Raw genomic sequence first — 26,823 nt, 5'->3', positions numbered from 1 at the left:
ATCATGCCGCAAGCCCAGAGCCGCAGCGCCGACTACGCCCACGGCGGTGGAAAGGGGCCCTTTCCCCTATCGCCTTCCCTGTGGGCGGCCACCGCCGCCGCCGCGCCGCCCACCGAAGCGCTGGCGGGCGCGGCGCGCGCCGACGTGCTGGTGATCGGCGGCGGCTACGCCGGCCTGAGCACGGCGCTGCATCTGGCCGAACGAGGCGCCAACGCCGTCGTGCTGGAGGCCCGCGAGATCGGCTTCGGCGGTTCGGGCCGCAATGGCGGGCAGGTCATCCCAGGCCTGAAATACGACCCTGACGAACTGCTGGCGCGGTACGGGCCCGAACGCGGCGAGCAGGTCATCGACTTCGCCGGGCGCACGGCCGATATCGTCTTCGACCTGATAGAACGGCACGGCATGGACGTGCCGCGCCAGCGCGCGGGCTGGATCCAGGGCGCCCATACCCCGCAGGCCCTGGAGGTCGCGCATCGCCGCGCGGCGCAATGGGCGCGGCGCGGCGTCGACGCCCGCCCCCTGGACCGCGCCCAGGTCGGCGAGCTGCTTGGCACCGACAAGTACCTGGGTGGCTGGATCGATACGCGCGCCGGCGCCATACAGCCCCTGAGCTACGTGCGCGGGCTGGCGCGGGCGGCGATGAACGCGGGCGCCCGCGTGCATACGGCCAGCCCGGTGATCGGCCTGCGGCGCGATGGCGGCAAATGGACCGCCACCACCGCGGCCGGCGCGACCGTCATGGCCGACCGCGTGGTGATGTGCACCAATGCCTACGGCGCCGGCTTGTGGCCGGGCCTGAAGCCGACCATCATCGATGCCAACACTTTCCAGGTGGCCACCCGGCCGCTGCCGGAAGACGTGCGCGCCGGCATCCTGCCGCAGGGCCGGGTGTGTTCGGATACCCGCAACCTGCTGCTGTATTTCCGCCTGGACCACCAGGGCCGTTTGCTGATGGGCGGCCGCGGGCCATTCCGCGAACCGCGCGGCGTCGCGGACTGGCGCCACCTGGAACGGGTCATGGTCAAGATGTTCCCGCGCGTCGCGGGCGTGCCCTTCGAATTCCGCTGGTGCGGCCGGGTCGCCATCACGCGCGATTATCTGCCGCACTTGCATGAGCCCGAACCCGGCCTGTTGATCGACATCGGCTGCCAGGGCCGCGGGGTCGGCCTGCAGACCGCCATGGGCAAGGCCATGGCCGAGTACGTGGCCACGGGCGCCGCGACCGCGCTGCCGGTGCCCTTGTCGCCCATCAGGCCCTTTCCCTTGTACGGCTTGCGGCGGGTATATGTGAACGCCGTCGTGACCTGGTATCGCCTGACCGACGGCGGGGTGTGACTCATCGCTTGACCGGCGTCAATGCGGTATCGCGGTAAGACCTTGTAGCATCGTGGTACGTAACGGCCGGCGGCGAGGTGTTTGCGGCCGCGCCGCCTGCGGTTAGAGTTGTCTGCGCTTATCTCCCGGACTAAGACCGTGGCCTTCGGGCTGGCACGGTAAAGGATCTTCGGATGACGCTGTCCCTGGCCTTGAACGGTGCGTTGGAAAACCTCAGCACGCTTTCGGGTGCGCCTTTCGCGGTGCGGCTGCCCGGTGGCGCGAAACATGCGATGGGCAGGGGCGATCCTGCCTTTACCTTGAGCTTCCACACGCGCGGCGCCGTGCTCGCCACTGCCCTGCGTGGACATATGGGATTGCTCGAAGCCTATTTCGATCAGCAGGTCGACGTGGACAACCTGGGCGCGGCGCTGGCGGCCGCCATGTCCGGCGGTTTCGAAACCCGGCCCAGGATCGCCAACATCGCCGAAAACCGGCTGCACGAATGGCGGCATTCCAATAGCGACCTGGCGCGCGCCAAGGCGAACGCGCGCTTCCATTACGGGCTGGGCACGCCGTTCTACAAGCCCTGGCTGGACCAGGAGCTGATGATGTACACCTGCGGCTACTGGGACGAACACACGCGTACCCTGGAAGAGGCGCAGCGCAACAAGGTCGAACACGTCTGCCGCAAAATCCTGCTGTCGCCGGGCGAACGCTTCATCGACATCGGCTGCGGATTCGGCGGCTTCATGTTCCACGCGGCGGAACATCACCAGGCCAGCGGCGTGGGACTGAACACCACCACCGAGCAGGTCGACTGGCTGCGCGATGAGATCGGCCGGCGCCAGCTCGGCGACCGGCTGGCGGTGCGCGAGGCCGACTTCCGCGAGGTCGACGGGCAATACGACAAGGTGGTGTCCATCGGCGTGCTCGAACATGCCGGCCGCGATCAGCTGGGTGAAGTGGTGCGCGCGCACGCGGACTTCCTGAAGCCCGGCGGGCTGGGCATGCTGCACTTCATCGGCCACGTCGGCCGCTTCGAAACCGAGCTGTTCATACGCAAGCATGTGTTCCCCGGCGGCTGGATACCCAGCCTGGCCGACGTGATCGTGGAGATGGAGCGCGCGGGTCTGGAGGTCGTCGACATCGAGAACCTGCGCCGCCACTACGCGCCTACCCTGGATGCCTGGGCCAGCCGTTTCGAGAGCAGCTGGGACGCCATCCATGCGCTGGATCCCCAACGTTTCGACGAGCGCTTCCGGCGGGTCTGGATGACCTACCTGACGGGCTGCGCGGAGATGTTCCGGCTATCCAACGGTTATACACATTTGTTCCAGATCGTATTCAGCAAAGGCAACATCACGCGCGCGAACTATCCCATGTCGCGCGCGCATCTCTATGGCCGCTGACAGCTACGCGCAGCGCGTCGACGCCCTGCGGGCCGCGCTGCGGCGGCAGGCGGCGGGCGCCGCCCCCGGCGTTCAGGCGAACCCGGGAACGCCGCTGGGCCTGGCCAAGCGCACGTCCAATCTGTTCCGCGACCGCGCGGAAGGCGCGAAGCGGCGCCTGGACCTGGACGCCTTCCATCATGTCATCGGCGTCGATACGGCCGCGGGAACCGTGGAGGTGGAAGGCCTGGCAACCTACGAGGCGCTGGTGGATGCAACGCTGCCGCACGGCGTCATGCCGGCGGTCGTGCCGCAGTTGAAGACCATCACCGTGGGCGGCGCGGTGGCCGGCGTGGGCATCGAGGCGACGTCGTTCCGCCAGGGGCTGGTGCATGACAGCATGCTGTCGCTCGACGTGCTGCTGCCGGGCGGCGATATCGTGACCTGCACGCCCGACAACGAGCATCGCGACCTGTTCTACGGCTTTCCGAATTCCTACGGGACGCTGGGCTACGCGCTTCGTATGGTGATGCGGACCTCGCCGGTGCGGCCTTACGTACGCGTCGAGCATAGCCGCTGCGGTTCGCCGCGCGAGTTCTTCGACCTGCTGGCGCGGGCCTGCGACGGGGAAGCGGACTTCGTGGATGGCGTGGTGTTCGGCGCCGATACCATGGTGCTCAGCGAGGGCCGTTTCGTCGCGGAAGCCGCAACGGTCAGCGACTATACCTACGAACATATCTACTACCGCTCGCTGCTCGAAAAGCCGGTCGACCATCTGACCGCGTATGGCTATCTCTGGCGCTGGGATACGGATTGGTTCTGGTGCTCGAAGAACCTCGGCGCGCAGCATCCGCTGCTGCGGCGCCTGTACGGACGGGCGCGCCTGAACTCGCGTACCTACACGCGGCTGATGCGCCTGAATTCGCGCTGGGGCCTGACGCGCCGCCTGGCGCGCTGGCGGGGATTGCATCCGGAATCGGTGATCCAGGACGTGGATATTCCCATCGAACGCGCCGCGGGCTTCCTGGAGTTCCTGCTGCGGGAGATCGGCGTGTTGCCCATCTGGATCTGCCCGATCCGGGTGCCGGCATCGCAACGCGGCTTCACGCTATACCCCGTGCGCGCGGGTGAGCTGTATGTGAACTTCGGTTTCTGGGATGTCGTGCAAAGCCCCGAAGCCCATGCCGAGGGTTACTTCAACCGCATGATCGAGCAGGAGGTCTTGCGATGCGAGGGCATCAAGTCCCTGTACTCGGACGTGTACTTCACGCGCGCGGAATTCGACGCCGCCTATTCGATGCAGCAATATCGGGCGCTGAAGGATCGCTACGATCCCGGTCGGGCGATGCTGGGGCTTTATGAAAAATGCGTGGGGCGGCGATAGGCCCGCGTCCGGTTGCGCGATCGCCCGCCGGAAGCCGTCGTCGTCCGCCGCCATGCCTTCGCGCCCCATCGGTAGCACCGCTACCGTACGCCGGGTAGCTGCCGGCTCCTATTGAGGTTAACCATTATTCCAACCCGCGGCGCGGCTTCCTAAGATTCGGGTTCCACCATCGCGGCGTTGTTCTTCTAGCGGGGGCCTTCCCTGCCAACGACGCGATAACACGGAGGACAAGCTTCTTGGCCACCACAGTTACTCGCGCCGTGGGCGCGCCGGCCGCCGCTATCAAGCGGCGAGCGCGCTTCCCCTGGGCCAGGTTTCTGCATCGCGCATTCGTCGCGCTGATGTACGGCTTCATGCTGTTCCCGCTGGTCGTGGTGGTTTGGCTGAGCTTCTTCAAGGACGCCATCCTGTATTTCCCACCGTCCGGTTATACCGTGCAGTGGTACGTGAAAGCCTGGGCCAACGAGGCTTTCGCCAATGGCTTCGTCTTCAGCCTGCAGGTCGCCTTGCTGGCGGCGGCCTGCGGCGTGGTCCTGGGTGTCATGGCGGCGCTGGCCATCATGCGCTATCGCTTCACGGGCGCCGCGTGGGTCAACACCATGCTGCTGTCGCCCCTGCTGGTGCCGGGCATCGTCGCCGGCATCGCCATCTACCTGTTCTACCTGCGCGCGGAGAATCTGCTGGACCGCGACATCGTCGGCACCTACGGCGGATTGGTCGCCGCCCATGTGTGCCTGACGATTCCCTGGACCGTGCGGCTGGTGACGGCCAGCATGGCGGGGCTGGATCCGTCCATCGAAGAAGCGGCGCGCAACCTGGGCGCGAGCGGGCGCGTGGCGTTCATGCGCATCACGCTGCCCATGCTGCGGCCGGCCATCGTCGCCGCGGGCCTGTTCAGTTTCATCGTGTCGTTCGAGAACCTGGAGCTGTCGCTGTCGCTGGTCGGTCCGGGGCATACCACCCTGCCCATCGCCATCATGCAGTACCTGGAATTCAATCTCGATCCGACCATCGCCGCCGTGTCGTCCGTGCAGATCCTGCTGCTGGGGCTGATCATGCTGGTGACCGACCGCTTCGTCAAACTCAGCCAGGTGGTGTAGGGCCATGGCCAACGTATCTCTGGAAAATCTGCACAAGCAGTTCGGCGCGTCAGTGGCGGTGGCCGACTTTTCGCTGGACATCGCCGACGGCGAGCTGGTTGCCTTCCTGGGCCCCAGCGGCTGCGGCAAGACCACCACCCTGCGCATGATCGCCGGCTTCCTGGCGCCGTCGGCGGGCACGATCCGCATCGGCGGCAAGGACGTCACGGATCTCCCCGTCCACAAGCGCGATACGGGCATGGTGTTCCAGCGCTATGCCTTGTTCCCCCACATGACGGTGGCGCAGAACGTGGCGTTCGGACTGGAAATGCACAAGGTGCCGGCCGCCGAGCGCGACGGCCGCATCCGCGACGTGCTGGATATGGTGCGCATGACCGCGCTGCGCGATCGCTATCCACGCCAGCTCTCCGGCGGACAGCAGCAGCGCGTGGCGATCGCGCGCGCGCTGGCGATCCAGCCCAAGGTATTCCTGCTGGATGAGCCCCTGTCCAACCTGGACGCCAAGCTGCGGCTGGAGGTACGCGAGGAGATCCGCGCCTTGCAGCAGCGGCTGGGACTGACGACGATCTTCGTGACGCACGACCAGGAAGAGGCCCTGGCCGTTGCCGATCGCATGGCGATCATGCACGACGGCAAGGTGCAGCAGGTGGGAACGCCGGACGCGTTATACGAACGGCCCGCCAATCTATTCGTGGCGGACTTTCTCGGCAAGATGAATTTCTTTCGTGGCGGGCTGTCGGAAGCCGGCGTATTCGGCACGGACCAGGGGGCGCGCATTCACGTCGCCGGCGGGCCGTCCGACGCGCGGCATGTGGGCGTGCGTCCGGAACGCGTGCGGCTTGCGACACAGCCCGGTGGCGGCAACGCGCTGCCGGGCGTGATCGAGTCCACGGTGTATCTGGGCGCGCAGCTGGAAGTGCGGGTCAAATTGGAAAGCGGCGAGGCGATCGTCAGCCAGTTGCCTAACGACGCCGGCTGGAAGCCGGCCCTGCCTGTGGCCGCCGGTTCCGGTATGCCGGGCCCCGGCCAGGGCGCCCGCGTGTACGCCTGCTTCGACGCGGCGGACTGCGTGATGTTCGCGGACTGAGGCGGCGCCCATGAGTGCATCCGTATCCGTGCCGGCTTCCACCGCGACTCCCGCCGCGCGGGCATTGCCGCTGGGCGCGGGCCTGGCCTTTCCGGCATCGCTGGTGGTATTGCTGATCATCATGGTGCCGTTGCTGCAGCTGGTGCGCTACAGCTTCAATCATTTCGATCCGAACGAGATGATGCAGCAGGCGTTCACGCTGGAGAACTATGCCAGGTTCTTCGCCGACGCCTATTATCGCAACGTGTTCCTGACCACGGTCGGGGTGGCCGCGCTGTGCACCGTGCTGGCGCTGGTGCTGGGATTCCCGGTGGCCTACTTTCTCGCCCGGACCGAAAGCCGCTACAAAAGCCTGTTCGTCATCCTGCTGGTGTTTCCCCTGATGGTGGGCAACGTGGTGCGCGCGGCCGGCTGGATGGTGATCCTGGGCAATGCCGGCATCGTCAATGCGGTGCTGAAACGCCTGGGGCTGATCGAGCATTCAGTGCAGTTGATGTACACGCCGACGGCGGTGGTGATAGGCACCACCGCCGTGGTCATGCCCTATCTGATCCTGACGCTGCAAAGCGTGCTGGAAGGCATGGATTTCTCCGTGGAGGAAGCCGCCCGCAATCTGGGCGCGAGCTTCTTCACCACCTTTCGCCGCATCGTCCTGCCCATCGCCGCGCCGGGCGTGGCGGCCGGGACGATGCTGGTTTTCATCCTGTGCATGAATGCGTACGCCACGCCCGTGCTGCTGGGCGGGACCGGGCTGACCATGATGGCGCCGGCGCTGTATGACCAGATCACCCGCGCGTCGAACTGGCCCTTCGGGTCGGCCATGGCGCTGATACTGGTCTGCGCGACCCTATTGATGGCGCTGCTCTCCAACTGGCTGATCCATCGCCGCTATGTGAAGACCATGGCGTCCTGATCACGCCGATACCCCACGATCCACGACCCACGATACGCGCCGGGAGGCCGAGTATGACCGCAGTCCTGTTCGAGAATGCCAACCTGCTGGACCCCGACTCGCCGGAGCTGCGCGAAGGCATGCACGTGCTGGTGGAAGACGGCTTGATCAAGGAAGTCTCCGATCGCCCCATCGTCGCTCGATCCGCGCGCGCGATCGACGTGCGTGGCCGCACGCTGATGCCCGGGCTGATAGACCTGCATGCGCACGTCATGGCGACCCAGCTGAACCTGAGCACGCAGGGCATGCTCCCCGACGCCCTGGTCATGATGCGGGCCGTTCCCATCATGGCGGCCATGCTGCGCCGGGGCTTCACCACCGTGCGCGACGCCGGCGGGGCCGGCTGGGGCCTGAAGTGCGCGGTGGAAGAAGGCACGCTGGTCGGCCCGCGCCTGTTCATTTCCGGGCGCGCCATCAGCCAGACCGGCGGGCATGGCGATCCGCGCCCGCGTTCCGATCACCTGCGGCCCATGAGCTTCTGCGGCTGCTGCTTTCGCGCGGGGGATATAGGCCGCGTGGCCGACGGTGTCGACGAGGTGCGCAAGGCCGTGCGGCAGGAATTGCAGATGGGCGCCGACCAGATCAAGATCATGGCGTCCGGGGGCGTGGCCTCGCCCACCGATCCGATCGCGTCGTTCGGCTATTCCGAAGACGAGATCCGCGCCATCGTGGCGGAAGCGCGCGGCCGCCAGACCTATGTGCTGGCCCATGCCTATACCGCCGAAGCCATCAGTCGCGCGGTCAAGTGCGGCGTGCGCACCATCGAGCATGGCAATCTGATCGACGAGGATGCGGCCGCCGTCATGGCCGAACATGGCGCCTATGTGGTGCCGACGCTGGTCACCTACGAGGCGCTGGCCAACGAAGGCGCCGACTATGGCCTGCCGCCCGACAGCGTCGCCAAGATCGCCACGGTGCGCACCGCGGGGCTGCATTCGCTGGAGATCTACAAGCGGGCCGGGGTGAAGATGGGCTATGGATCCGACCTGCTCGGGCCGTCGCAACGCTTGCAGAGCGACGAGTTCCGCCTGCGGACCCAGGTGTTGTCCGCCCACGAAGTCATACAAAGCGCGACCACTGTCGCGGCCGAAGTGCTGCGCATGGAGAACCGGCTGGGCCGTATCGTGCCGGGAGCGATCGCCGATGCGCTGGTGGTGGACGGCAATCCGTACAAGGACGTCTCCTGCCTGTTGGGACAAGGCGATCACATCGATCTGGTCATGAAAGATGGCAAGATCTTCCACGGCGCGGCGGAGGCCTGAGTCATGGCAACCGATAACCCGTATGCCAATGTAGACGTCGGCGAAGAGTCGCGCGCGCTGAACGCGGCCAAGGGCTGGCATCCGCCCGCCGCGGCGACGTCGCGCGATCGCGGCGACGGCCCCTACAAGCGGCTGATACTGCGCGGTGCCACCATCATCGACGGCACCGGCGCACCGCCCTGGGGGCCCGTGGACATCGTGGTGGAAGACGACCGCATCGCCGCGCTGGTGCTGGTCGGCACGCCGCACAAGGCTATCAACCCGGACCGCCGCCCGGCCGCCGGCGACCATGAAATCGATTGCCACGGCAAGTTCGTGACGCCCGGCTTCGTCGATTCGCATGCGCACATCGGCACGCCTTACCACACCATGAGCGGCGTGGCGCCGCCGGCCGACTACATCTACAAGCTGTGGCTGGCGCATGGGGTGACGACCGTGCGCGAAATGGGCGCCATGAACGGCCTGGGCTACAACCTGGACCAGAAGGAGAAGTCCGAGCGCAACGAGATCGCGGCGCCGCGCATCGTGGCGCATGTGGTGTTTCCCGCGGTCAATGATCGCGTCAAGACCATTCATACGCCGGAGCAGGGCCGCGAATGGGTGCGCAAGATCAAGGCGCGCGGCGCCGACGGCATCAAGTTCTTCGGCGCGCCGCCCGCCATCATGCAGGCCGCGCTGGACGAAGCGCGCAAGGTCGGCCTGCGTTCGGGTTGCCATCATGCGCAGATGGCGGTCACGCGCGTCAATGCGCTGAAATCCGCGCAATGGGGGCTGACCAGTTCGGAGCACTACTACGGCTTGCCGGAAGCCCTGTTCGAAAACCGCGTGGTGCAGGACTTTCCCACCGATTACAACTACGGTGATGAGTATTTCCGCTTCGCGCTGGCCGGGCAGACCTTCATGCAGGCGGCGCAGCCGGGCAGCGCCAAATGGCGCGAGGTCATGGATCGCTTCCTGGAGCTGGACCATACCTTCGTGCCCACGTTCAATATCTATGACGCCAATCGCGACCTGATGCGGGCGCGGCGCGCCGACTGGCACGACGACTACACCTGGAATGCCATCTGGAAATACTTCCAGCCCCAGCGCGGCGGCCACGGCGCCTACTGGTATCGCTGGAGCACCACCAACGAGATCGAGTGGAAGCAGAACTACCGCCTGTGGATGCAGTTCATCAACGAATACAAAAACCTGGGCGGACGGGTGTGCGCCGGCAGCGATTCCGGATTCATCTTCCAGATCTATGGCTTCGGTTTCGTGCGCGAGCTGGAACTGCTGCAGGAAGCGGGCTTCCATCCGCTGGAAGTGCTGCGGGCCGCCACGTCGCTCGGTGCCGACCTGCTGGGAGTGGGAGACGATACCGGCTCGGTGGATGTGGGTAAACGCGCCGATCTGCTGGTCCATGACCAGAATCCGCTGGAGGATTTCAAGCTGTTGTACGGTACCGGCGCCATGCGCCTGAACGATGACAGCGGCAAGGTGGAGTGGAAGCGGTCATTGCGCTATACGGTGAAGGGCGGCGTGGTGTATGACACCGATCAGTTGCTCGCCGACGTGCGGGCGATGGTCAAGGGCAGCTGGGAAGGAGATCCGGATGGACCGCCCCACGCCCGTTGAACTGATCATCCTGTGCGGCTTCCTGGGCAGTGGCAAGACCAGCTTGCTGGTCGATTTCCTGCGCGCGGAGGACGCCGGCGATACCGCCGTGATCGTCAATGAAGCCGGCGAAATCGGCGTTGACGGCGCCATCGTGGCCGATGGCGGCGGCGGCGTGCCCATGACCCTGCTGGCCAACGGTTGCGTCTGCTGCTCCTTGCGCAGCGGGCTGGTGGATACGGTGCATGCGCTGCTGAATGCGCCGCGTCCCGATGGCAGGCCGCTTGCGCGCATCATCCTGGAAACCAGCGGCTTGTCGCGGCCGGGGCCCATCATCGCGTCCTTGGCCGATCCTGAATTGATGGGGCGCGGTCTGCGGCTTTGCGTGGTGACGACCTACGACTGCGCGCGCGGCCCGCTGGGCGACGAGCAGTTCGAGGAAGCCGCGGCGCAGTTCGCCGCGGCGCAGCGGATCGTGCTGACCAAGACGGATCTGGCGTCGCCCGGCGAGGCGTCCTCAGGCGAAGGCGGCGTGCTTGCCTTGCACGCGGCGCGCGCCCGGGCCTTGAATCCCCTGGCGGACATCGTCGCCGAAACCGATCGGACGCTGGCCGTGGAACGCGCATTCGCGCCCTTGGCCGCGGTGACCGCCACGGATATGGCGCTGGCCGCATTGAACGCGGCGGGCGCCGCCGCCATCGCGGCGCGGAACGCCGTCATCGATCATCCACGCATACGCGTATGGCGCGGCACGGTGCGCCAGCCCGTCGCCTGGTCGGCTTTTTCGACCTGGCTCGATGACCTGGCGGGCTTGTGCGGGGACCGCCTGCTGCGGTTGAAGGCCTTGCTACGGGTGAGCGACTGCGCCGAGCCGGTACTGATACAGAGCGTGGGCACGACCTTCGGCATGCCGCGCCGCATGGCGACCTTGGCGCCGGACCAGGATGTATTGATCGTCATCACGCGTGACCTGGACGGGCAGGCCCTGCGCGACTTGCCTGCCGATGCACCCGTCTCGCTGCAGGCGCTTGCATGAGCGTCGCCTTGGCCTTGGCCGCGCGAAGCGCGCGGGTGCGGGCAGCCGGCGCAGCCGTCTCTACTTATTTATCGCTGTCCTTGTCGTCAATCCACTTCCTGGATGGGGGTCGTTCATGAACCAAGAGAACCCGCGGCGCCGCCGCTTTCTGAAAACCGCCGGCGGACTGGCGCTGGCGCCCGCGCTACCGCTGCTGCCCGGCATGGCCCAGGCGGCCGGCAAGGAAGTGATCGTCGGCACCTGGGGCGGCGATTACCAGAACCTGCTGCAGCAATACATCAGTCCCCTGGTAGCCAAGCAGGACATCAACGTGGTGTTCGACACCGGCAACGCGGTGCCGCGCCTGACCAAGCTGCGCTCCGAACGCAATTCCCGCCGCGGCAGCATGGACGTCGCGCTGCTGGGCGAGAACGACATGTACGACGCGTCGCGCTCCGGCGCCCTGTCGCCCATCCAGGAGCACCAGGCCGCGCTGCCCAACCTGGCCAACGTATACGACCAGTTCAAGACGCCGTATTCCATTCCGCATATCTTCAGCGCGATGACGCTGGTCTACAACACGCAGCAGTTTTCCTCGCCGCCGGATTCGGTGCAGATCATGCTGGATCCCCGGTACAAGGGCCGCGTCGGTTTCTCCGATATCCTGTACCTGTACAACGGCCTGTTCCTGGGCGCCGGCCAGAGCGGCGGCCGCTTTGAAAGCTTCGAGCCCGGCAAGAAGTTCCTGGAGCAGCTGGCCAAGAACAAGCCGCGCGTCTATCCCTCCAATGAAGCGGTGGCGACTGCCTTCAAATCCGGCGAGATCTGGATGGCGTGCATGTGGAAGGCGCGCGCGCTGCAATGGCGCGACGCCGGCCTGCCGCTGGGGTTCACCATCCCGAAGGAAGGCACCATACCGGTGACCTTCGAAGGCGCCGTTCCCAAGAACGCCCGCAATCCGGACCCGGCCTGGACGTATATGAACGCGCTGCTGGAGCCCGAGGGGCAGGTGCACTTCGCGCGCGCCATGGGCTATGCGCCCACCGTACGCAACGCGCCGCTGCCGCCGGACCTGCAACAGCGCGTCGGGTTCACCGACGAAGAGCTCAAGCGCATCTATCCTTACGAGCTGGAAAAGCTGGTGGCCACCAAGGCCGAGTTCCTGGACTACTGGACCAAGTCGTTCAAGGGCGCGCTGTAGGGCGTGCTGCAGGGCGGGCATCGCGGGCCACGCCGCCGCGGCGGACGGCGGATGGGCAAGGCGCGCCGCTAGCGCGACTTCGCCCTTTCCGCCTCCTGCAGTTGGCGCCATGCGATCTTCCCGGTCGCCAGCCTGGGAAGATCGTCAACGAATTCGACCAGTCGCGGATATTTGTAGGCCGCCATCCTGGCCTTGCACCAGTCGATGATAGCGGTCTCTGAAACACGATCCGCCGTACCCTCTTTCAGGACGATAACGGCTTTCACGGTTTCGCCGCGATAAGGGTCGAGCGCGGCAATTACGCAGGCTTCCCGCACATCCGGGTGTTCGTGCAGCAATGCTTCGATTTCCGTGGGCCACACTTTGTAGCCCGACGCATTGACCATGCGCTTCAGGCGGTCGACGATGAAGAAATAGCCTTCGTCATCCGCGTATCCCAAGTCTCCGGTACGGAAAAAGCGCCGGCCGTCGAGCGTCACGAACGCGTCCTGCGTGGCTTGTTCGTTCTTCCAATAGCCGGCAAACAGCTTGTCGCTGCATATGACTATTTCACCCACTTCGTTTGCCGGGAGTTCACGCAGCGTCCCGGGGTCGACGATGCGGGCATCGGTGTCGAACAAAGGGATGCCCAGGCATTGGCGCTTGAAGTGGATGGCGGGATTGCCCATGAACGGCATGCCCTCGGACAAGCCATATCCTTCCAGGAAATCGACGTCGAGCAGGGCCTTGATACGTTCGCCCACGGCCTGCGGCATCCCCGCGCCGCCGCCGCCCAGCCGCCTGAGCGAACGCAGGTCGTAGCTGGCAAGCTGCTCGCTCGCCAGGAAGTCGATCATCACCGTAGGCATCGTGTTCCAGTGGGTGACCTTGTGCCTGGCGATAAGCTCGGCCGCCTTGTCCCGATTCCATCGCGGCAGCAGTACGAGCGTGCCGCCCACGTAGATCGGCGTATTCATCATGTTCTGCATGCCGGTGACATGGAAAAACGGCAGTGCCGCCAGAACCACCGTATCGACGCGCATGGACATCCAGTGGGCGACCGCGTTGACGCTGGCCATCATCGATCGGTGCGTATGCATGCAGCCCTTCGGCTTGCCCGTGGTCCCGGAGCTATACAGAATGACCGCGAGCCGATCAGGATCATGATCGACAGGCGCGACGGGCCCGGCCGGCGTGGTCGCGGCCGCGAGGGCGGCGTCGAATCCGTGTATCGCGGCCTCGCCTGACGTGGCCCGGACGTGTACGCCCGCGGCATCGGCGCCCGTGAGGATGATGCCCGCGAGTTCGGATGCGCTTTCCATTGCCAGCAACTCACCCGACAGCGCGCTATCGCAGAACGCGACGCGCGCCTGCGTGTCTGTTCGATAATGGTCGAGTTCGGCCCGCTTGTTCATCGGGTTGACCGGTACCACCACCGCGTTGAGCCGCAGGATCGCGTAGTACGCAATGACGAATTCGCGCGAGTTCTGCATGTAGATCATGACGGGATCCAAACTGCGTATCCCCAGTTCCCGTTCCAGGAAGGCCGCCGTGCGTCCCACGGCCGCCAGCAGGTCGCGATAGGTCAGCGTCCCACGCTCGTCGATCAATACAGCCTTTTCCGGAAACCGGGTCGCTGAAACAAGCAGGTTGAAGTAGAGATTCGTTGCCGGCGTCGTCAGCCGATGGGGGAGATGCGTCGGCCAACGACCGATGTCTTGCGGTGTCATGGGCGGGCCTGCTCAACGGGGCGGGGCGGTTAATCAAGGGTGATGTGAAGGTCGGATATCGCCTTGGCCCAAGTCTGCCTGTCTTGCGCGACGCGCTGGGCGAAGACTTCGGCGTCGCTGCCCGTCGGCTCCTGCCCGGTGACGAGAATGCGCTGCGCGATATCTTCTCGATGGACGACGTTGAGGATGGCTTGCGACAGCTTCCCGATGATGGCCTTCGGCGTCCCGGCGGGTGCGAACACGCCACACCATCCGCTTGCGTTCATTTCGGGATAGCCGGCCTCGATGAAAGTAGGAATATCGGGCAGCACTTTCGACCGGACGGGATTGGCGACCGCGAGTATGCGGATCTTATGGGCATCGGCGTACTGCCTGTAGGTTCCCACCGCGCCCCAGGCGCTCGTGATGCGGCCTGCGAGCAGATCCTGCAACGCGGGGATTTCGCCGCCGTACGGAACATGGATCAGCTTGATTCCTGCGCGCTGCGAAAACTGCTCCGCCCATATATGGGCGGACGTTCCCTTTCCATATGAGCCGTAGCTCAATTGGTCAGGCTGTTTCTTCGCGAGCGCGACGAAGGACTCCAGGTTCGTGACAGGCACCTGCATGCCGACGCCAAACACGACGGGCGTGTTGGCGATCTCCGCCACCGGGGCCAGGTCGCTCAGGCGGTAGGATGAATTCTTGTGGAGCAGATCAGCCTGCAGCACGCCGGTGTGGGTGACCAGCAGTGTGTAGCCGTCGGGCGTGGACTGCGCGACGGCGGACGCGGCGATCATTCCGCTCGCACCTGTCCTGTTCTCGATGATGACGGGCTGCCTGAACTGATTCGATAGCTCCGCGCCCACAATGCGCGCAACCGTATCGATACTGCCGCCGGGATTGGTCGGCACGATCAGCCTGATGGGCTTTTCGGGGAAACCGGCGGCCGACGGGGCCGCCGCCGCCCGGGAAGCGAGCCCGGCGGCGATGCATGCGTTCCCGCACACCGAGAAGAAAACACGACGATTCATGATGACTCCAGTATGGGACGAGGAACGGCAAGGGAACGGCGTGGATAGGATGCGGCCCGCGGGTGGGCCGCCGGCGTGCTCAGGCGACGGCTTCCTCGCCCAATTCGTGGGAGAGGGCCGCGAAGCGCGCCAGGTGGTGATCGGTGTCGCCCAGCATCGACTCCATGACTGTCAGCCGCTTCACGTAGTGGGATACGGGAAGTTCATCCGACAGGCCCATCCCGCCGTGCAGCTGCACGGCCTGTTGGGCAATGAATCTCATGGCCTGGCCTACGCGGGCCTTCGCCGCGGAAGACATCCGGCGTCGATCGTCCGGACCCGGCGCGGCGGAAAGCCTGGCTGCCGCCAGCGTGGCCACGGCGCGGGCCTGCGCAAGATGGATGGCCATGTCCACCATGCGATGCTGCAGAACCTGGAAGCTGCCTATCGGCACGCCGAATTGCTCGCGCGTCTTCAGGTATTCCAGCGTCGCCTGGTTCAGCGCCTCCATGGCGCCGATCGCCTCGCCACAGAGCAGCACGATGCCGTGGTCGGTCGCGGCTTCGAGCATCTCCAGGCCTTCGCCCGCGGGACAAAGCAGCGAATCACGGCGGACACGCACATCCGAAAGATGGATATCCGCCGCGCGCAGGCCGTCGATGGTCCTGTAGTCGCGCCTGGCCAGGCCTGCCACATCCGCGGGGACAAGGAACAACGAGATTCCCGTGCTATCCCGGCGAGCGCCCGAAGTACGCGCGGATATGATGAGATAGTCCGCCTGTGCGCCATGCGGGACCACAGTCTTGAGTCCGTCCAGGACGTAGCCGTCATCGGCGAGCGTGGCCGAAGTGGTGATGTCGAACAGATCGTATCTCGACTCCCGTTCGCCCAGCGCGCAGGCCAGCGTCAATTGACCTGCCGCGATGCCTTCGAGCTGCCCGGGATGGTGGCCGGACAAGCGCAGGAACCCGGCGCCCATGGCCGTGGCCAGGACGGGTTCCACGATCAATCCGCGGCCCAGCTCCTCCATCACGATGAACATATCCAGCAGGGAACCGTCCAATCCTCCCATCGACTCGGGCAGCGGCAGCGCGGGAATCCCAAGCTCGGCCAGCGCCTGCCAGGCCTGCTCCGAGACGCCCGTTTCAGACCGGATGATGGCCCGGCGCGTCTCGAAGCCATAGTCCTTCCCGATCCAGCGCCTTAACGCGTCGGCGAATTGCTGCTGGTCCTGCGTGTAGTTGAAATCCACGATCCTGCTCCTTACAGACCAAGCACGAGTTTGGCGATGACGTTCTTCTGGATTTCGTTGGATCCACCGTAGATCGCGATCTTTCTCGAGTTGAGGTATAGCGAGGCCAGCGGGGCGGCATCGTCATTGCCGGCAATCGAGTGGGCGCGTTCTCCGGCGATGAACGCCGGGTCGAAAGGCGCGCCGTAGGGGCCGACGGCTTCCAGCATCAATTCGGCAATACCCAGCTGGATTTCGCTGCCCTTGACCTTGAGCATGGACGCTTCGGGGGCCGGGGACTTCCGGTGGCTTTCCTGGGAGATCGTCTTCTGGACCAGCATTTCCAGGCCCATCAGCTCGATCTCCAGAGAGGCGACCTTAGCGGCGAATACCGGGTCCCGCAGCAGCGGCTGGCCGTTCTTGTCCTGCCGCATGGCCAGGCGCTTGAGCGAGCGCAGTTCTCTTTTGGAGCGGCCGACCGCCGCGATGTTGGTGCGTTCGTGGCCCAGCAGATACTTGGCGTAGGTCCAGCCTTTGTTTTCTTCGCCGACCAGGTTCTCCACCGGGACCCTGACGTTATCGAAGAACACCTCGTTGACCTCATGCTCCTCGTCCAGCATGATGATCGGCCGCACGGTGATGCCGGGCGAATTCATGTCCATCAGCAGGAAGGATATGCCCTCCTGCTTGCGCGCCCCCGGATCGGTCCGCACCAGGCAGAAGATCATGTTGGCGTACTGCGCCCAGGTGGTCCAGGTCTTCTGCCCGTTCACGATATAGTGGTCGCCGACGCGTTCGGCGCGCGTCTTCACGGCGGCCAGGTCGGAACCGGCGCCGGGCTCCGAATAGCCTTGGCACCACCAGTCATCGCAGTTCAGGATGCGGGGCAGGTAATGCTGTTTCTGCGCTTCGCTGCCGAAAGCCATGATGACCGGCGCCACCATGTTGACGCCGAAGGGCATGATGATGGGCGCGCCGGCGGCGGCGCAGGCTTCGTCCCAGATGTGGCGCTGCACGGTGCTCCAGCCGGTCCCGCCGTGTTCGACCGGCCAGCTCGCGCCGACCCATCCCCGGGCCGCCACGATTTTGTGCCAGCGTACGAAGTCTTCCTTGTCCAGGCGCTTGTGATTGAGCACCTTGGCGCGCAGGTCCTCTGGCAGGTTCTCGCGCAGCCATGCGACCACGGTGTTGCGAAACTCCAGATCCTGCGGACTGTAATTCAGATCCACGATTTCTCCAGCTGTACCGATTAGCGGCGGGGATTGGTGGCCAGGCCAGGGCGGCGGCGTCGAGCCGGGCTCAGATGTGCGCTCAGATGGGCGCTCAGATGGGCGGCCAGTTGAATACGTCCGCGGTTTCCTCCAGCGGCGTGAGCGCGCCCCGCATGGCTGGCAAGGCGTATTCGGCGATGCCTTCGGGTGTCCAGCCTTCGGACAAGTGCACGGACTTCACCGGGCGCGGCTGGCTCATCAGCATGATTTCATTGCCGCGCACCGCGAAAATCTGCCCGTTTACCTCTCGCGCGAGGTCGCTGCCCAGATAGACTGCGAGCGGCGCGACCTTGGCGGGCGTCATCAGAAGCTGCTTGCGCTCGGCCGCCTGCGCTTGTTCTTCCGTGGTGATCGGTACGGAGGCGACCATGCGCCCCCAGGCAAACGGCGCAATGCAATTGGAACGCACGCCGGCGCGCTGCATGTCGATGGCGATGGTGCGGGAGAGGCCGACGATGCCCATCTTCGCGGCGGCATAGTTGGCCTGCGCGCGGTTGCCTACCAGCCCCGAGGTCGACGTCATGTGCACATAGGAACCGCTGCCTTGTTCCTTGAAGAAAGGCGCGGCGGCGCTGCTGGTATAGAAAGAGCCATACAAATGCACTTTCAGCACCGTGTCCCATTCTTCATCGCTCATTTTGTGAAAGAAGCGGTCGCGCAGAATGCCGGCGTTATTGACGACGCAATCTATCCGGCCGTAAGTGTCCACTGCCTGCCGGACGAGACGTTGGGCGCCGGCCCGCGTCGCGATGGAGTCGGTGTTCGGCGTGGCTTCGCCGCCGGCCGTCCGGATTTCGCGGACAACGGCGGACGCGGGGCCGTCGTCGTGGCCTTCGCCGCTCAACGACACACCGATGTCGTTGACCACCACGCGGGCGCCGGCCTGCGCGAGCTGCAATGCGATGTCGCGGCCGATGCCGCCCCCGGCGCCGGTGACGATGGCTACCTTGCCCGACATGGGTTGCTTCATGATCTGTCTCCCGATGGTTTGAAACAGGCTCGGGCATGGCTGATGACGACGGCGTCGCGCGCGGCGACATAGCCTTCGAGCGCTACATGGCTGCCTTCATCCCACATCCGGAATTCGATCTCGTCGGACGGGTAGACCGGCGCGGAGAACCGCGCGTCGAAACTCGTCAGCTGTGCTGCATCGCCTTGCGCAAAGGCCCGGATAACCGCCACGGCGGCGTAGCCATAAGTGGCCAGGCCATGTAGAACGGGGCGCGGAAAACCGGCTTGCCGGGCGGTCGCCGGGTCGATGTGCAATCGGTTGTTATCCCCGCAAAGCCGGTAGAGCAGCGCGGCATCGTCGCGGACCTGATAGGCGGCGCGCTTGTCCGGCGCGCGCGCGGGCGCGGGTTGCAGCGGCTCGGGAACGCCGTCCGCCAGGAGGATGTCGTCCGCGCCGCTGGCCGAGAAGCCGCCGTCGCCGCGACAATAGAACAGCTGCCAGGCCCTTCCGTATACGTCTCCGTCCTCGGACTGCAAGGTCTTGCATACGGTGATCAGCGCGCCCTTGCCCTTGCCTTTGTCCGTGACGCGGCACACTCGCGAAATGCCGGCGACGCGGCCCTGGGCCGGCAGGGGCCGGTCCAATGCGATACGTTGTTCCCCCTGGATCAGCCGTGTCGCATCGATACCCATGGACTTGTCGTCGCGGGCCCAGAATCCCGGTGATGCGAGCACGGCGGCGATGGTCGGCACCACGACCTGGTCGGCCTCATCCACCAGGCGCAGCTGGCGGGGATCCAACGGATCGGACACGGCGCCGACCGCCAGCGCATAAAGCGCCGAATCGCGGGTGGTGTACTCGTGAACGACGGTTCGGGTCCATGTTCTGACGGCGTCGAGATTCATGCGACTCGCTCCGCGTCGTCCATAACGAAAACGGGCACTCGTACTGCGCCGGCGCGGCCGAAGGCCACCCGTACCCTGGCGCCCACGGCCAGTTGCGCGGACGACGCGCCGACAATGTTGCTGAGCATGCGGACGCCTTCTTCCAGTTCGATGAATGCAAGGACCTGCCGGTCCGCTTCGCTACCCATGACGGTGTACGTATGGATATGCCCGCGCCCGCTCGCTTCTACCCAATCCACCGCGGCCGAAAAGCAATGCGGGCAGCTTCGACGGGGGTAGTAGTGGGCCCGCCCGCAGGCGACGCAATGGCCGTAGAGCAGCTTGCCTTGCGCGGCGGCGGTGAAGAACGCTTCGTTTTCAGGGTTGGTGGCAGGCGCGGGCCACTCCCGGTTGTCCACGAACATTCGGTCAACTCCTTCCCAAGATGAGGGTGGCGCTTCCGTGGCGGGCGCCCAGATTGCCGCCCGTTCCCTGGGCCAGGGCGATTTCGCAGTTCGGCACCTGGACGGCGGGGTGGGCTTCGCCGCGCAGCTGGCGGACTGCCTCGATCACTTTGGTGATGCCGCCGCGATTGGCCGGGTGGTTGTTGCACAAGCCGCCGCCATCGGTGTTGAAGGGCAGGCGGCCGACGCCGGAAATAAGGTTGCCGTCCTGTACGAAAGGGCCGCCTTCGCCCTTGCGGCAGAAACCCAGGTCTTCCAGCTGCAAAAGAACGGTGATGGTGAAGCTGTCGTAAATCGACGCGTACTGAATGTCGGCCGGCGTTACGCCGGCTTCCGCGTAGGCCCGCGCGCCCGATTGCGCGGCGCCGGTAACGAGCAGGTCACCGCTCCCGCCGTAAACGCCACGCGTGGCTTCTCCGGCGCCCAGGATGCTGACGACCGGGCGCGCCAGGCTGCGCGCGATCTCAGGCCGCGTCACGATCAAGGCCCCGCCGCCGTCGCTGACGACGCAGCAATCCAGGCGATGAAGGGGATCCGCCACGAGCGGCGAATGGATGACTTCTTCCACCGTCACGGGCTTGCGGAGCATTGCGTGGGGGTTGTGCTGCGCGTGGCTGGAGGCGGCAACCTTGATCCAGGCCAGCTGTTCGGCCGTGGTCCCGTATTCGTGCATGTGACGCCGCGCGACCATGGCGTACCCGGCCAGCGTATTCATCCCGAATGGCAGCTCGAATGCGGAGTCGGGCGAGGTCGCCCCGTATTCGCGCGGCTTGGCCGTCGACGGGTCGGTGCGCGGCTTGCCCGCCAGGGTGATCAAGGCGACGTTGCACTTGCCCGCGGCAATCGCCTGGGCCGCGTGCGCGACGTGAATGAGGTACGAAGACCCGCCGGTCTCCGTCGTGTCCACGTGCCTGACCGTGAGTCCCAGGTAGTCGAGCATGGACAAGGGGCCCAGCCCGGGAGCGTCGCCGGCGCAGAAGTAGGCGTCCACGTCGCGGGCGGTGAGTCCGGCGTCGGCCAGGGCGCCGCGCGCGCACTCCGCGTGCAGCTGCGCGACGGAATGCTGTTCGGCCTTGCGTAAAGGGTGTTCGAACACGCCCGCGATACAGGCTCGTCCCTTGATCGTCATAAGTACTTCCCTGCTGATGGTTCGCCTTGCTGCCCGCCCGGCGTTCTGCCTAAGAGAATACCGTTCTGTATTCAGGTCTGAATTCTGGTCTAAGTTCAGGAGCTTGGCAATAGGGTTAACATGTAGGCGCCGTAACCCGACAGCCGGCGGCCGCCGGCGAGCGCGCCGTGGCGCACACGGCGGACACAGCCGCGCATATCGCTGAAACCACATGTCTACTGCTGATCAGATGGACCCGTCGGCGCTGGCCGAGAACATCGCCGCGACGGTGTATGCCGCCGTGCGGGCGAAGGCGGTGACGCATGCCTTCCTGCCGGGGGAGCGGTTGAATGAGGGAGAGCTTGCGCGGGAGTTGAATGTTTCCCGCACGCCTTTGCGCGAAGCACTGCATCGCCTTACGACGGAAGGCTTCCTGCGCTCCGTGCCGGGAAAAGGCTTCTTCTTCAGGAACCTGGATCCCAAGGAGCTGTTCGACCTATACGAACTGCGGGCCTCGCTGGAAGTGGCGGCGGCGCAGCTGGCCGTGGAGCGCGCCAGCGATGAACAGATCGCCGCGGTGGCGAGCATGGTAAGAGAGGACGTTGCCGAGAGCGGCTGTTCGCAATTGGAGTTGATCGCGCAGGACGAGGCATTCCATCAGCGCTTCGTCGCGCTCGCGGGCAATCTCGAAATGTCGCGCGTCCTGGACAACATCAATGCACGCATACAGTTCGTGCGTTGGATCGACGTGGGCGCGCCCACGCGCCGGGCCACGCATCATGATCACAATGCCATCATCGACGCGCTGGCGCGCCGCGACCTCGACGCGTGTACGGCATTGCTGAAGAAGCACATCGGTCGGCGCCAGGACGAAATCGTTGAAGCCGCGCATGCCCGCGTCGCCCAGCTTTTTACGCAAAGGGCGACCCGCGGACGAGCGTGAATCAGAGCGTCGCCGCGCCGCCCAGGATCACCGTGCTCTGGCTGGACAGCGTGCCGCCATTGCCGTGCGCCAAGGCCGTCTCGCAGCCGGCGATCTGGCGCTCGCCGCAATCGCCGCGCAGCTGACGTACGGCTTCGATCAAGGCGAAGATGCCGTACATGCCGGGGTGGCAATACGACAGGCCGCCGCCGCTGGTATTCACCGGCATTTCGCCGCCCGGGGCGATGCGGCCATTCTCCACGTAGCGTCCGCCTTCTCCCTTGGGACAGAAGCCCAGGTCTTCCAGGAATAGCAGCGTGGTGATGGTGAAGGCGTCGTACAGCTGCGCCACGTCCATGTCGCTGGCCGCCAGGCCCGCCATGCGGTAGGCCAGGGCGCCGGATTGAGCGGCCGCGGTGGTGGTCAGGTCGGGCATCGCGGAAATCGAGTAATGGCTGATCGCCTCGCCCACGCCGAGCACGTACGCCGGCGCGCGCCGCAGGTCACGGGCGCGTGCGGCGCTGGTCACGATCAGCGCCCCGCCGCCATCCGTGACCAGGCAGCAGTCGCGCAGCGTCAGCGGTTCGCTGATCATGGGCGATGCCAGCACCTCGTCGACGGTCAAGGGCTTTTTCTCCCACGCCGCGGGATTGCGCAAGGCCCATTGCCGCGCCGCCACGGCGATTTCCGCCAGCTGCCGCCGCGTGGTGCCATATTCATGCATGTGGCGGGACGCCGCCAGCGCATAGGAACTGGCCGTGTACAGCGGGCGGTAGGGCGTTTCGTGCGGATTGAGGTCGGGCGCGGCGACGTTGGCGCGCCCCATGCTGCGCTGGGTGCTGCCGTAGGCGATCAGCGCGACCTCGCACAGGCCGGCCTCGATGGCCGCCTGGGCGCGGCCGACCATCGTCATGAACGAGGCGCCGCCCATATTGGTGGCGTCGTGATGGCGCGGCTGGATGCCCAGGTACTCGCACAATGCCAGGGTGGGCATGCGGCTTTGCGATGTCGTGGCGAATACGGCGTCCACGTCGCGCAGGGACAGGCCGCAGTCGTCCAGCGCGCGTCCCGTGGCCTGCGCCATGAGGTCGACAGGGCCGAGGCCGGGCGCGACCTTGCCCAGGTCGGATTCGGCGGCGCCGGCGATGGCCACGCTGCCGCGACGCAATGGCTGGTTCATGCCGCCTCCCGCGAGCCGGAGAAGCCGGGCGAGTCCAGCGGGTCCAGGCGCTCGAACACAGGATACGGCTCGCCGCCGTCGGCGGGAGCGTGGGCGCGCATGCGTACCCGCATGCCGATCGCGGGCGATTGCGCCGCATCGCCTTCCACCCGGCTCATCAGGCGAAAGCCTTCATCCATATCCACCAGCACCACGTTGTAGGGATCCTGATCGCGGGGATGCACGATGGTGACGGCGTGGAGGGTGCCCAGGCCCGCGCTGACGCGCCATTCCATGTCCTGCTCGCGCGCACCCGAGCCGGGGGCCAGCACGCGCGGCGGAAACGCGGGGCGTGCCGTCGCCGGGTCGTATTGATAGGCAAGCCGGCCCGCCGCCAGATGGCGGCGGTAAATGGCCAAGGGAGATTCCTGCATGGCTGCTCCGTCTCAAACGATGCGCCGCTCGCGCAGCTCGGCGATCTGTCGCGCGGTATAGCCGAGCAAAGTGCCCAGCACTGCTTCCGTGTTGTCGCCCAGCCGCGGCGGCGGCAGGTCGTAGCGCGGCGGCGTGTCGCGCAGCCGCAGCGGGCTGGCGATGGTCGATACCACGCCATCGATGTCGGCGTTCGCCGGCCGCGGGATGTCGACGCGCAGCCCGCGATGCACCACCTGCGGATCCTGGAATACCTGTTCGTAGTCATTGATGCGGCCGCAGGGCACGCCGCTGGCCTCCAGGCGCTGCAGCCAATCGCCCGCGGTCCGGTCCAGCATGGCGCGGGCCAGCATGGGCACCAGCGTGTCGCGGCCCTGGATGCGGCCGGTGACCTTGTGCCAGCGCGGATCGGCGGCCAGGTCCGGCCGTTCGATGGCGGCGCAATAGCGCTGCCATTGATCGTCGTTGCCCACCGCCACCACGATCTCGCCGTCGGCCACGGTGAAGACTTGGTAGGGCACCAGGCTGGCGTGCGCATTGCCGTAGCGGCGCGGCGCCTTGCCGGTGGCGAAGTAGCCGGTGACCTGGTTGCCGCCCAGCGCGACGATGCAGTCCAGCAAGGCCATGTCGATGTACTGGCCCAGTCCCGATACGTCGCGATGATTGAGCGCGGCCAGGATGGCAATGGTGGCGTACATGCCGGTGATGACGTCGGCGATGGCGATGCCGGCCTTCTGCGGGCCGCCGCCGGGCAGGTCATCGCGTTCGCCGGTAATACTCATCAAGCCGCCGATCGCCTGGAAGACGAAGTCGTAGCCCGGCTTGCTGGCGCTGGGTCCGTCCTGCCCGTAGCCGGTGATGGAGCAATACACCAGGCGCGGATTGATGGCGCGCAGGCTGTCGTAATCCAGGCCATAGCGCTTCAGGTCGCCGATCTTGTAGTTTTCGATGACCACGTCGCTCTGCGCCGCCAGGTCGCGCGCGATGCGCTGGCCTTCGGGTGTGGAGATATCCAGTGTCAGCGATTTCTTGCCGCGATTGGCGGCCGCATAGTACGTGGAGTCGCGTGTGTCCTGGCCGGCGCCGTCGCGGATCCAGGGCGGACCCCAGCCGCGCGTGTCGTCGCCGGTGCCCGGGCGCTCCACCTTGATGACCTCCGCGCCCAGATCGGCCAGGTTCTGCGTGCACCAGGGGCCGGCCAGGATGCGCGACAGGTCCAGTACCCGGATGTGCGACAGGGCCTTCCTGGTCTGCCGGCCCGCGGGATCCTGGTCGCCCGCGGGGATGTTGCTCGTTGCCGTCATTCCGCTGTTCCTACTGGATGGTGATGTGGGCGTCGTTGATGACCTTGGCCCACTTGTCCATTTCGGCGCTGACGAAGCGGGCGAATTCCGGCTGCGTCATCGTGCCCGGTACCGCGCCCTGCTGCGCGAACTGTTCCTTGATTGCCGGCGTGTTCAAGGCCGCCAGGACGTCGTGCGACAGCTTCGCGCTCAGCTTCGGGTCCATCTTGCCGGGTGCGTACAGGCCGAACCAGGCGGTGGCTTCGAAGCCCTTGATGCCGGCCTCGTCCAGCGTCGGCACGTCGGGCAGTGCGGCGGAGCGCGTCAGCGATGTGACGCCCAGCGCGCGCAGCTTGCCGGCCTTGATGTGCTGCAGCACGCCGGGTACCGAGTCGAACATCACCGGAATCTGCCCGCCCAGCAGGTCGTTCAGCGCCGGCGCCGCGCCCTTGTAGGGAATGTGGACCATGCTGACGCCCGTCATCGATTTGAACAGTTCGCCCGACAGATGGTTGGCGCCGCCCGTGCCGGCCGAGCCGAAATTCACTTTGCCCGGATTGGCCTTGGCGTAGGCGATCAGGTCCGCCGCGGTGTTGATGCGGTTGCGCTCGGCGAATTCCGTGTTGACCACCAGCACGTTGGGGACGGCCGCCACCTGCGCGATCGGCGTGAAGTCGGTCTTGCTGTCGTAGCGCAGGTTCTTGTACAGCGCGGGGTTGATAACGTGGTGCGTGGCGGTGACCATCAAGGTGTAGCCGTCGGCCGGCGTGCGGGCCAGCTGTTCGGAAAAGATGGTGCCGCTGGCGCCGGGCTTGTTCTCGATGACCACGGGCTGTTTCCATTCCGCGCCCAGGGCGTTGCCCAGCATGCGCGCCAGGATGTCGGTCGTGCCGCCCGGCGGGAAGGGCACGACGATGCGAACCGCGTGGTCGGGGAAAGTCTGCGCGGCGGCCGTCAGCGGCCCCACGCATAGGGCGCCCAGGAACAGGGCGGCCGCGTTGCGCAACCATGTCTTCATTTTCTGTCTCCTCGTTGGTCCTCTGCCTGCACGTCGCGCGCGCGATGCGAGCGGTGCAGGCTGCGTTCAGTGCGGGAACTCCACCATGGCTTCGCCGACGGCCACCGTTTCGCCGCGCTGGTTCAGCACTTGCACGTCAAGGGTGGCCCAGCGGCTTTTGTCGGTCTTGCGGGTGGCGGTGACCACGCCATGCGGCGTGATGGTGTCGCCCGGCTTGACGGGAGCCTTCCAGCGCGTTTCCAGCCGGCGCTGCACGCCGCCGCGTTCGTACAGCCAGTCGGTCAGCATGCGCGTGATGACGCCGAAATTGTTCATGCCGTGCATGATGATGCCGCCGAAATTGGTCTTGCCGAAGTTGCCCTGCATGTAGTTGTCGTCCCAGTGCAGGGGGTTGTAGTCCAGCGAGGCCTCGCAGAACGCGCGGATGGATTCGCGCGTGGGCGTGAAGGGCTGGCCCTCGATCTTGTGGCCGGGCGCGAGCGTGTCGAATGCTTGTGTCATCGTTGTCTCCTTACATGGGGCGGATGGTCCAGCCGCGGCCGGAGCAGATCACTTCGTTGTTCTGGTTGAAGAAGACGTTGTCGTGCACGACGAACAGGCGGTCCTTGCGGATGAACTTGTCCAGCGCGCGGGCCTCCAGCCGGATGACGTCGCCTGGCCGTGCCGGCTTGTTGTAGCTCCAGGACTGGCCGGCGTTGACGGTGCCGGGACTGCGCATCCAATCGTCGGTGGGTGTGCAGGCGAACATCAGCAGGATGTGGATGGCGGGCGGGGCGATCAGGCCTTTATAAGGCGACTTCTTGGCATAGTCTTCGTCGAAGTACAGGGGGTGCATGTCGCCCACGACTTTGCAGTACTTCTGGATGGCTTCCAGCGTCAGCGTGTAGGGGATGGTTTTGCGGGGCTCGCCGGGGACGATGTCGTCCCAGATCTTCCGCGCCGCGGCGTCTTTCCAGAAATCTGTCTCGAATGTGGTTTGTGTCATGGCCTTTCCAGGGCGGGTGTTGGGAGGAGCCGCGCGTCCGGACGTCGGCCGCCGCACGGACTTGCGCGATGCGGTCGGGCTGCTTATAATGACCGCTAAGCGGATATATTC

General features: G+C 65.9%; 25 protein-coding genes. 11 read left to right on the top strand and 14 right to left on the bottom strand.

Going from position 1 to position 26,823, the window contains the following annotated elements; translation table 11 throughout:
• Window positions 1-3: 3 nt before the first annotated feature.
• From ACNA0R_RS15030 to ACNA0R_RS14985, 10 genes are all read left to right on the top strand, one after another.
• Window positions 4-1,335: an NAD(P)/FAD-dependent oxidoreductase gene (locus tag ACNA0R_RS15030; protein ID WP_415826830.1), complete on the top strand. Its 1,332-nt coding sequence runs from the start codon at window positions 4-6 to the stop codon at window positions 1,333-1,335.
• Window positions 1,336-1,508: 173 nt separating this feature from the next.
• A complete protein-coding gene (locus ACNA0R_RS15025; protein ID WP_415826829.1) occupies window positions 1,509-2,726 on the top strand; it encodes a class I SAM-dependent methyltransferase in 1,218 nt (405 codons plus the stop codon).
• Window positions 2,716-4,089 (top strand): FAD-binding oxidoreductase, encoded by a 1,374-nt coding sequence (locus tag ACNA0R_RS15020; RefSeq protein WP_415826828.1) that lies wholly within the window; start codon window positions 2,716-2,718, stop codon window positions 4,087-4,089. The genes ACNA0R_RS15025 and ACNA0R_RS15020 overlap by 11 nt, the downstream gene beginning before the upstream one ends.
• A gap of 236 nt (window positions 4,090-4,325) precedes the next feature.
• Complete coding sequence (locus ACNA0R_RS15015; protein WP_415826827.1) at window positions 4,326-5,189, top strand: ABC transporter permease; 864 nt, start codon at window positions 4,326-4,328, stop codon at window positions 5,187-5,189.
• A 4-nt stretch (window positions 5,190-5,193) separates the two neighbouring features.
• Entirely contained in the window at window positions 5,194-6,276 is a 1,083-nt protein-coding gene (locus ACNA0R_RS15010; RefSeq protein ID WP_415826826.1) for an ABC transporter ATP-binding protein, read from the top strand.
• Window positions 6,277-6,286: 10 nt separating this feature from the next.
• Window positions 6,287-7,189: an ABC transporter permease gene (locus ACNA0R_RS15005; protein ID WP_415826825.1), complete on the top strand. Its 903-nt coding sequence runs from the start codon at window positions 6,287-6,289 to the stop codon at window positions 7,187-7,189.
• Between the two features lie 53 nt (window positions 7,190-7,242).
• Window positions 7,243-8,490 (top strand): metal-dependent hydrolase family protein, encoded by a 1,248-nt coding sequence (locus ACNA0R_RS15000; RefSeq protein ID WP_415826824.1) that lies wholly within the window; start codon window positions 7,243-7,245, stop codon window positions 8,488-8,490.
• A 3-nt stretch (window positions 8,491-8,493) separates the two neighbouring features.
• Complete coding sequence (locus ACNA0R_RS14995; RefSeq protein WP_415826823.1) at window positions 8,494-10,107, top strand: amidohydrolase family protein; 1,614 nt, start codon at window positions 8,494-8,496, stop codon at window positions 10,105-10,107.
• Window positions 10,085-11,122, top strand: a complete 1,038-nt coding sequence (locus tag ACNA0R_RS14990) for a CobW family GTP-binding protein (protein ID WP_415826822.1) — start codon at window positions 10,085-10,087, stop codon at window positions 11,120-11,122. The genes ACNA0R_RS14995 and ACNA0R_RS14990 overlap by 23 nt, the downstream gene beginning before the upstream one ends.
• A gap of 115 nt (window positions 11,123-11,237) precedes the next feature.
• A complete protein-coding gene (locus tag ACNA0R_RS14985) occupies window positions 11,238-12,302 on the top strand; it encodes an extracellular solute-binding protein (RefSeq protein WP_415826821.1) in 1,065 nt (354 codons plus the stop codon).
• 68 nt (window positions 12,303-12,370) lie between these two features.
• On the opposite strand, the gene ACNA0R_RS14980 is transcribed toward ACNA0R_RS14985, so the two are convergent.
• The 8 genes from ACNA0R_RS14980 to ACNA0R_RS14945 form a co-directional block, all read right to left on the bottom strand.
• Window positions 12,371-14,011, bottom strand: coding sequence for a long-chain-fatty-acid--CoA ligase (locus ACNA0R_RS14980; protein WP_415826820.1), 1,641 nt, complete (start codon window positions 14,009-14,011; stop codon window positions 12,371-12,373).
• 29 nt (window positions 14,012-14,040) lie between these two features.
• Window positions 14,041-14,904 (bottom strand): tripartite tricarboxylate transporter substrate binding protein, encoded by an 864-nt coding sequence (locus ACNA0R_RS14975; RefSeq protein WP_415826819.1) that lies wholly within the window; start codon window positions 14,902-14,904, stop codon window positions 14,041-14,043.
• 199 nt (window positions 14,905-15,103) lie between these two features.
• On the bottom strand, window positions 15,104-16,255 hold the full coding sequence (locus ACNA0R_RS14970; protein WP_415826818.1) for an acyl-CoA dehydrogenase family protein: 1,152 nt from the start codon (window positions 16,253-16,255) through the stop codon (window positions 15,104-15,106).
• 11 nt (window positions 16,256-16,266) lie between these two features.
• Window positions 16,267-17,463, bottom strand: coding sequence for an acyl-CoA dehydrogenase family protein (locus tag ACNA0R_RS14965; protein ID WP_415826817.1), 1,197 nt, complete (start codon window positions 17,461-17,463; stop codon window positions 16,267-16,269).
• Window positions 17,464-17,557: 94 nt separating this feature from the next.
• Complete coding sequence (locus ACNA0R_RS14960; protein ID WP_415826816.1) at window positions 17,558-18,475, bottom strand: SDR family NAD(P)-dependent oxidoreductase; 918 nt, start codon at window positions 18,473-18,475, stop codon at window positions 17,558-17,560.
• The gene (locus ACNA0R_RS14955; RefSeq protein ID WP_415826815.1) at window positions 18,472-19,362 is read right to left on the bottom strand and encodes a MaoC/PaaZ C-terminal domain-containing protein; all 891 of its coding nucleotides are present in this window, start codon (window positions 19,360-19,362) and stop codon (window positions 18,472-18,474) included. Before ACNA0R_RS14955 ends, ACNA0R_RS14960 begins: the two co-directional genes overlap by 4 nt.
• On the bottom strand, window positions 19,359-19,766 hold the full coding sequence (locus tag ACNA0R_RS14950) for a Zn-ribbon domain-containing OB-fold protein (protein WP_415826814.1): 408 nt from the start codon (window positions 19,764-19,766) through the stop codon (window positions 19,359-19,361). Before ACNA0R_RS14950 ends, ACNA0R_RS14955 begins: the two co-directional genes overlap by 4 nt.
• A gap of 4 nt (window positions 19,767-19,770) precedes the next feature.
• Window positions 19,771-20,934 (bottom strand): thiolase domain-containing protein, encoded by a 1,164-nt coding sequence (locus tag ACNA0R_RS14945; RefSeq protein ID WP_415826813.1) that lies wholly within the window; start codon window positions 20,932-20,934, stop codon window positions 19,771-19,773.
• Between the two features lie 211 nt (window positions 20,935-21,145).
• Between ACNA0R_RS14945 and ACNA0R_RS14940 the strand changes: the two genes are divergently transcribed.
• Complete coding sequence (locus ACNA0R_RS14940) at window positions 21,146-21,856, top strand: GntR family transcriptional regulator (RefSeq protein ID WP_415826812.1); 711 nt, start codon at window positions 21,146-21,148, stop codon at window positions 21,854-21,856.
• 1 nt (window position 21,857) lies between these two features.
• On the opposite strand, the gene ACNA0R_RS14935 is transcribed toward ACNA0R_RS14940, so the two are convergent.
• From ACNA0R_RS14935 to ACNA0R_RS14910, 6 genes are all read right to left on the bottom strand, one after another.
• On the bottom strand, window positions 21,858-23,015 hold the full coding sequence (locus tag ACNA0R_RS14935) for an acetyl-CoA acetyltransferase (protein ID WP_415826811.1): 1,158 nt from the start codon (window positions 23,013-23,015) through the stop codon (window positions 21,858-21,860).
• The gene (locus ACNA0R_RS14930; RefSeq protein ID WP_415826810.1) at window positions 23,012-23,428 is read right to left on the bottom strand and encodes a Zn-ribbon domain-containing OB-fold protein; all 417 of its coding nucleotides are present in this window, start codon (window positions 23,426-23,428) and stop codon (window positions 23,012-23,014) included. Before ACNA0R_RS14930 ends, ACNA0R_RS14935 begins: the two co-directional genes overlap by 4 nt.
• A gap of 12 nt (window positions 23,429-23,440) precedes the next feature.
• On the bottom strand, window positions 23,441-24,730 hold the full coding sequence (locus ACNA0R_RS14925) for a CaiB/BaiF CoA transferase family protein (protein ID WP_415826809.1): 1,290 nt from the start codon (window positions 24,728-24,730) through the stop codon (window positions 23,441-23,443).
• 10 nt (window positions 24,731-24,740) lie between these two features.
• Window positions 24,741-25,727 carry a Bug family tripartite tricarboxylate transporter substrate binding protein gene (locus ACNA0R_RS14920; protein ID WP_415826808.1) on the bottom strand — a complete coding sequence of 329 codons (987 nt, stop codon included), beginning with the start codon at window positions 25,725-25,727 and terminating at the stop codon, window positions 24,741-24,743.
• Window positions 25,728-25,793: 66 nt separating this feature from the next.
• Window positions 25,794-26,228: a MaoC family dehydratase gene (locus tag ACNA0R_RS14915; protein ID WP_415826807.1), complete on the bottom strand. Its 435-nt coding sequence runs from the start codon at window positions 26,226-26,228 to the stop codon at window positions 25,794-25,796.
• Window positions 26,229-26,238: 10 nt separating this feature from the next.
• Window positions 26,239-26,712, bottom strand: coding sequence for a MaoC family dehydratase (locus ACNA0R_RS14910; RefSeq protein ID WP_415826806.1), 474 nt, complete (start codon window positions 26,710-26,712; stop codon window positions 26,239-26,241).
• Window positions 26,713-26,823 lie beyond the last annotated feature (111 nt).

Origin of the sequence: Bordetella sputigena, from assembly GCF_965137885.1 — a bacterium.
Classification (GTDB): Bacteria; Pseudomonadota; Gammaproteobacteria; order Burkholderiales; family Burkholderiaceae_B; genus Bordetella_C; species Bordetella_C sputigena.
This window is presented reverse-complemented; position numbering and strand designations above follow the sequence as displayed.

Excerpts from the sequence above, each read along its gene's own strand:
- ACNA0R_RS15005 (WP_415826825.1), top strand. The coding sequence starts at position 6,287 with ATGAGTGCATCCGTATCCGTGCCGGCTTCCACCGCGACTCCCGCCGCG.
- ACNA0R_RS14925 (WP_415826809.1), bottom strand. The coding sequence starts at position 24,730 with ATGACGGCAACGAGCAACATCCCCGCGGGCGACCAGGATCCCGCGGGC.
- ACNA0R_RS15025 (WP_415826829.1), top strand. The coding sequence starts at position 1,509 with ATGACGCTGTCCCTGGCCTTGAACGGTGCGTTGGAAAACCTCAGCACG.
- ACNA0R_RS14990 (WP_415826822.1), top strand. The coding sequence starts at position 10,085 with ATGGACCGCCCCACGCCCGTTGAACTGATCATCCTGTGCGGCTTCCTG.
- ACNA0R_RS15030 (WP_415826830.1), top strand. The coding sequence starts at position 4 with ATGCCGCAAGCCCAGAGCCGCAGCGCCGACTACGCCCACGGCGGTGGA.
- ACNA0R_RS14920 (WP_415826808.1), bottom strand. The coding sequence starts at position 25,727 with ATGAAGACATGGTTGCGCAACGCGGCCGCCCTGTTCCTGGGCGCCCTA.
- ACNA0R_RS14950 (WP_415826814.1), bottom strand. The coding sequence starts at position 19,766 with ATGTTCGTGGACAACCGGGAGTGGCCCGCGCCTGCCACCAACCCTGAA.
- ACNA0R_RS14935 (WP_415826811.1), bottom strand. The coding sequence starts at position 23,015 with ATGAACCAGCCATTGCGTCGCGGCAGCGTGGCCATCGCCGGCGCCGCC.
- ACNA0R_RS14980 (WP_415826820.1), bottom strand. The coding sequence starts at position 14,011 with ATGACACCGCAAGACATCGGTCGTTGGCCGACGCATCTCCCCCATCGG.
- ACNA0R_RS14945 (WP_415826813.1), bottom strand. The coding sequence starts at position 20,934 with ATGACGATCAAGGGACGAGCCTGTATCGCGGGCGTGTTCGAACACCCT.
- ACNA0R_RS15000 (WP_415826824.1), top strand. The coding sequence starts at position 7,243 with ATGACCGCAGTCCTGTTCGAGAATGCCAACCTGCTGGACCCCGACTCG.
- ACNA0R_RS15010 (WP_415826826.1), top strand. The coding sequence starts at position 5,194 with ATGGCCAACGTATCTCTGGAAAATCTGCACAAGCAGTTCGGCGCGTCA.
- ACNA0R_RS14955 (WP_415826815.1), bottom strand. The coding sequence starts at position 19,362 with ATGAATCTCGACGCCGTCAGAACATGGACCCGAACCGTCGTTCACGAG.
- ACNA0R_RS14995 (WP_415826823.1), top strand. The coding sequence starts at position 8,494 with ATGGCAACCGATAACCCGTATGCCAATGTAGACGTCGGCGAAGAGTCG.
- ACNA0R_RS14940 (WP_415826812.1), top strand. The coding sequence starts at position 21,146 with ATGTCTACTGCTGATCAGATGGACCCGTCGGCGCTGGCCGAGAACATC.
- ACNA0R_RS15020 (WP_415826828.1), top strand. The coding sequence starts at position 2,716 with ATGGCCGCTGACAGCTACGCGCAGCGCGTCGACGCCCTGCGGGCCGCG.
- ACNA0R_RS14910 (WP_415826806.1), bottom strand. The coding sequence starts at position 26,712 with ATGACACAAACCACATTCGAGACAGATTTCTGGAAAGACGCCGCGGCG.
- ACNA0R_RS14985 (WP_415826821.1), top strand. The coding sequence starts at position 11,238 with ATGAACCAAGAGAACCCGCGGCGCCGCCGCTTTCTGAAAACCGCCGGC.
- ACNA0R_RS14930 (WP_415826810.1), bottom strand. The coding sequence starts at position 23,428 with ATGCAGGAATCTCCCTTGGCCATTTACCGCCGCCATCTGGCGGCGGGC.
- ACNA0R_RS14960 (WP_415826816.1), bottom strand. The coding sequence starts at position 18,475 with ATGAAGCAACCCATGTCGGGCAAGGTAGCCATCGTCACCGGCGCCGGG.
- ACNA0R_RS14915 (WP_415826807.1), bottom strand. The coding sequence starts at position 26,228 with ATGACACAAGCATTCGACACGCTCGCGCCCGGCCACAAGATCGAGGGC.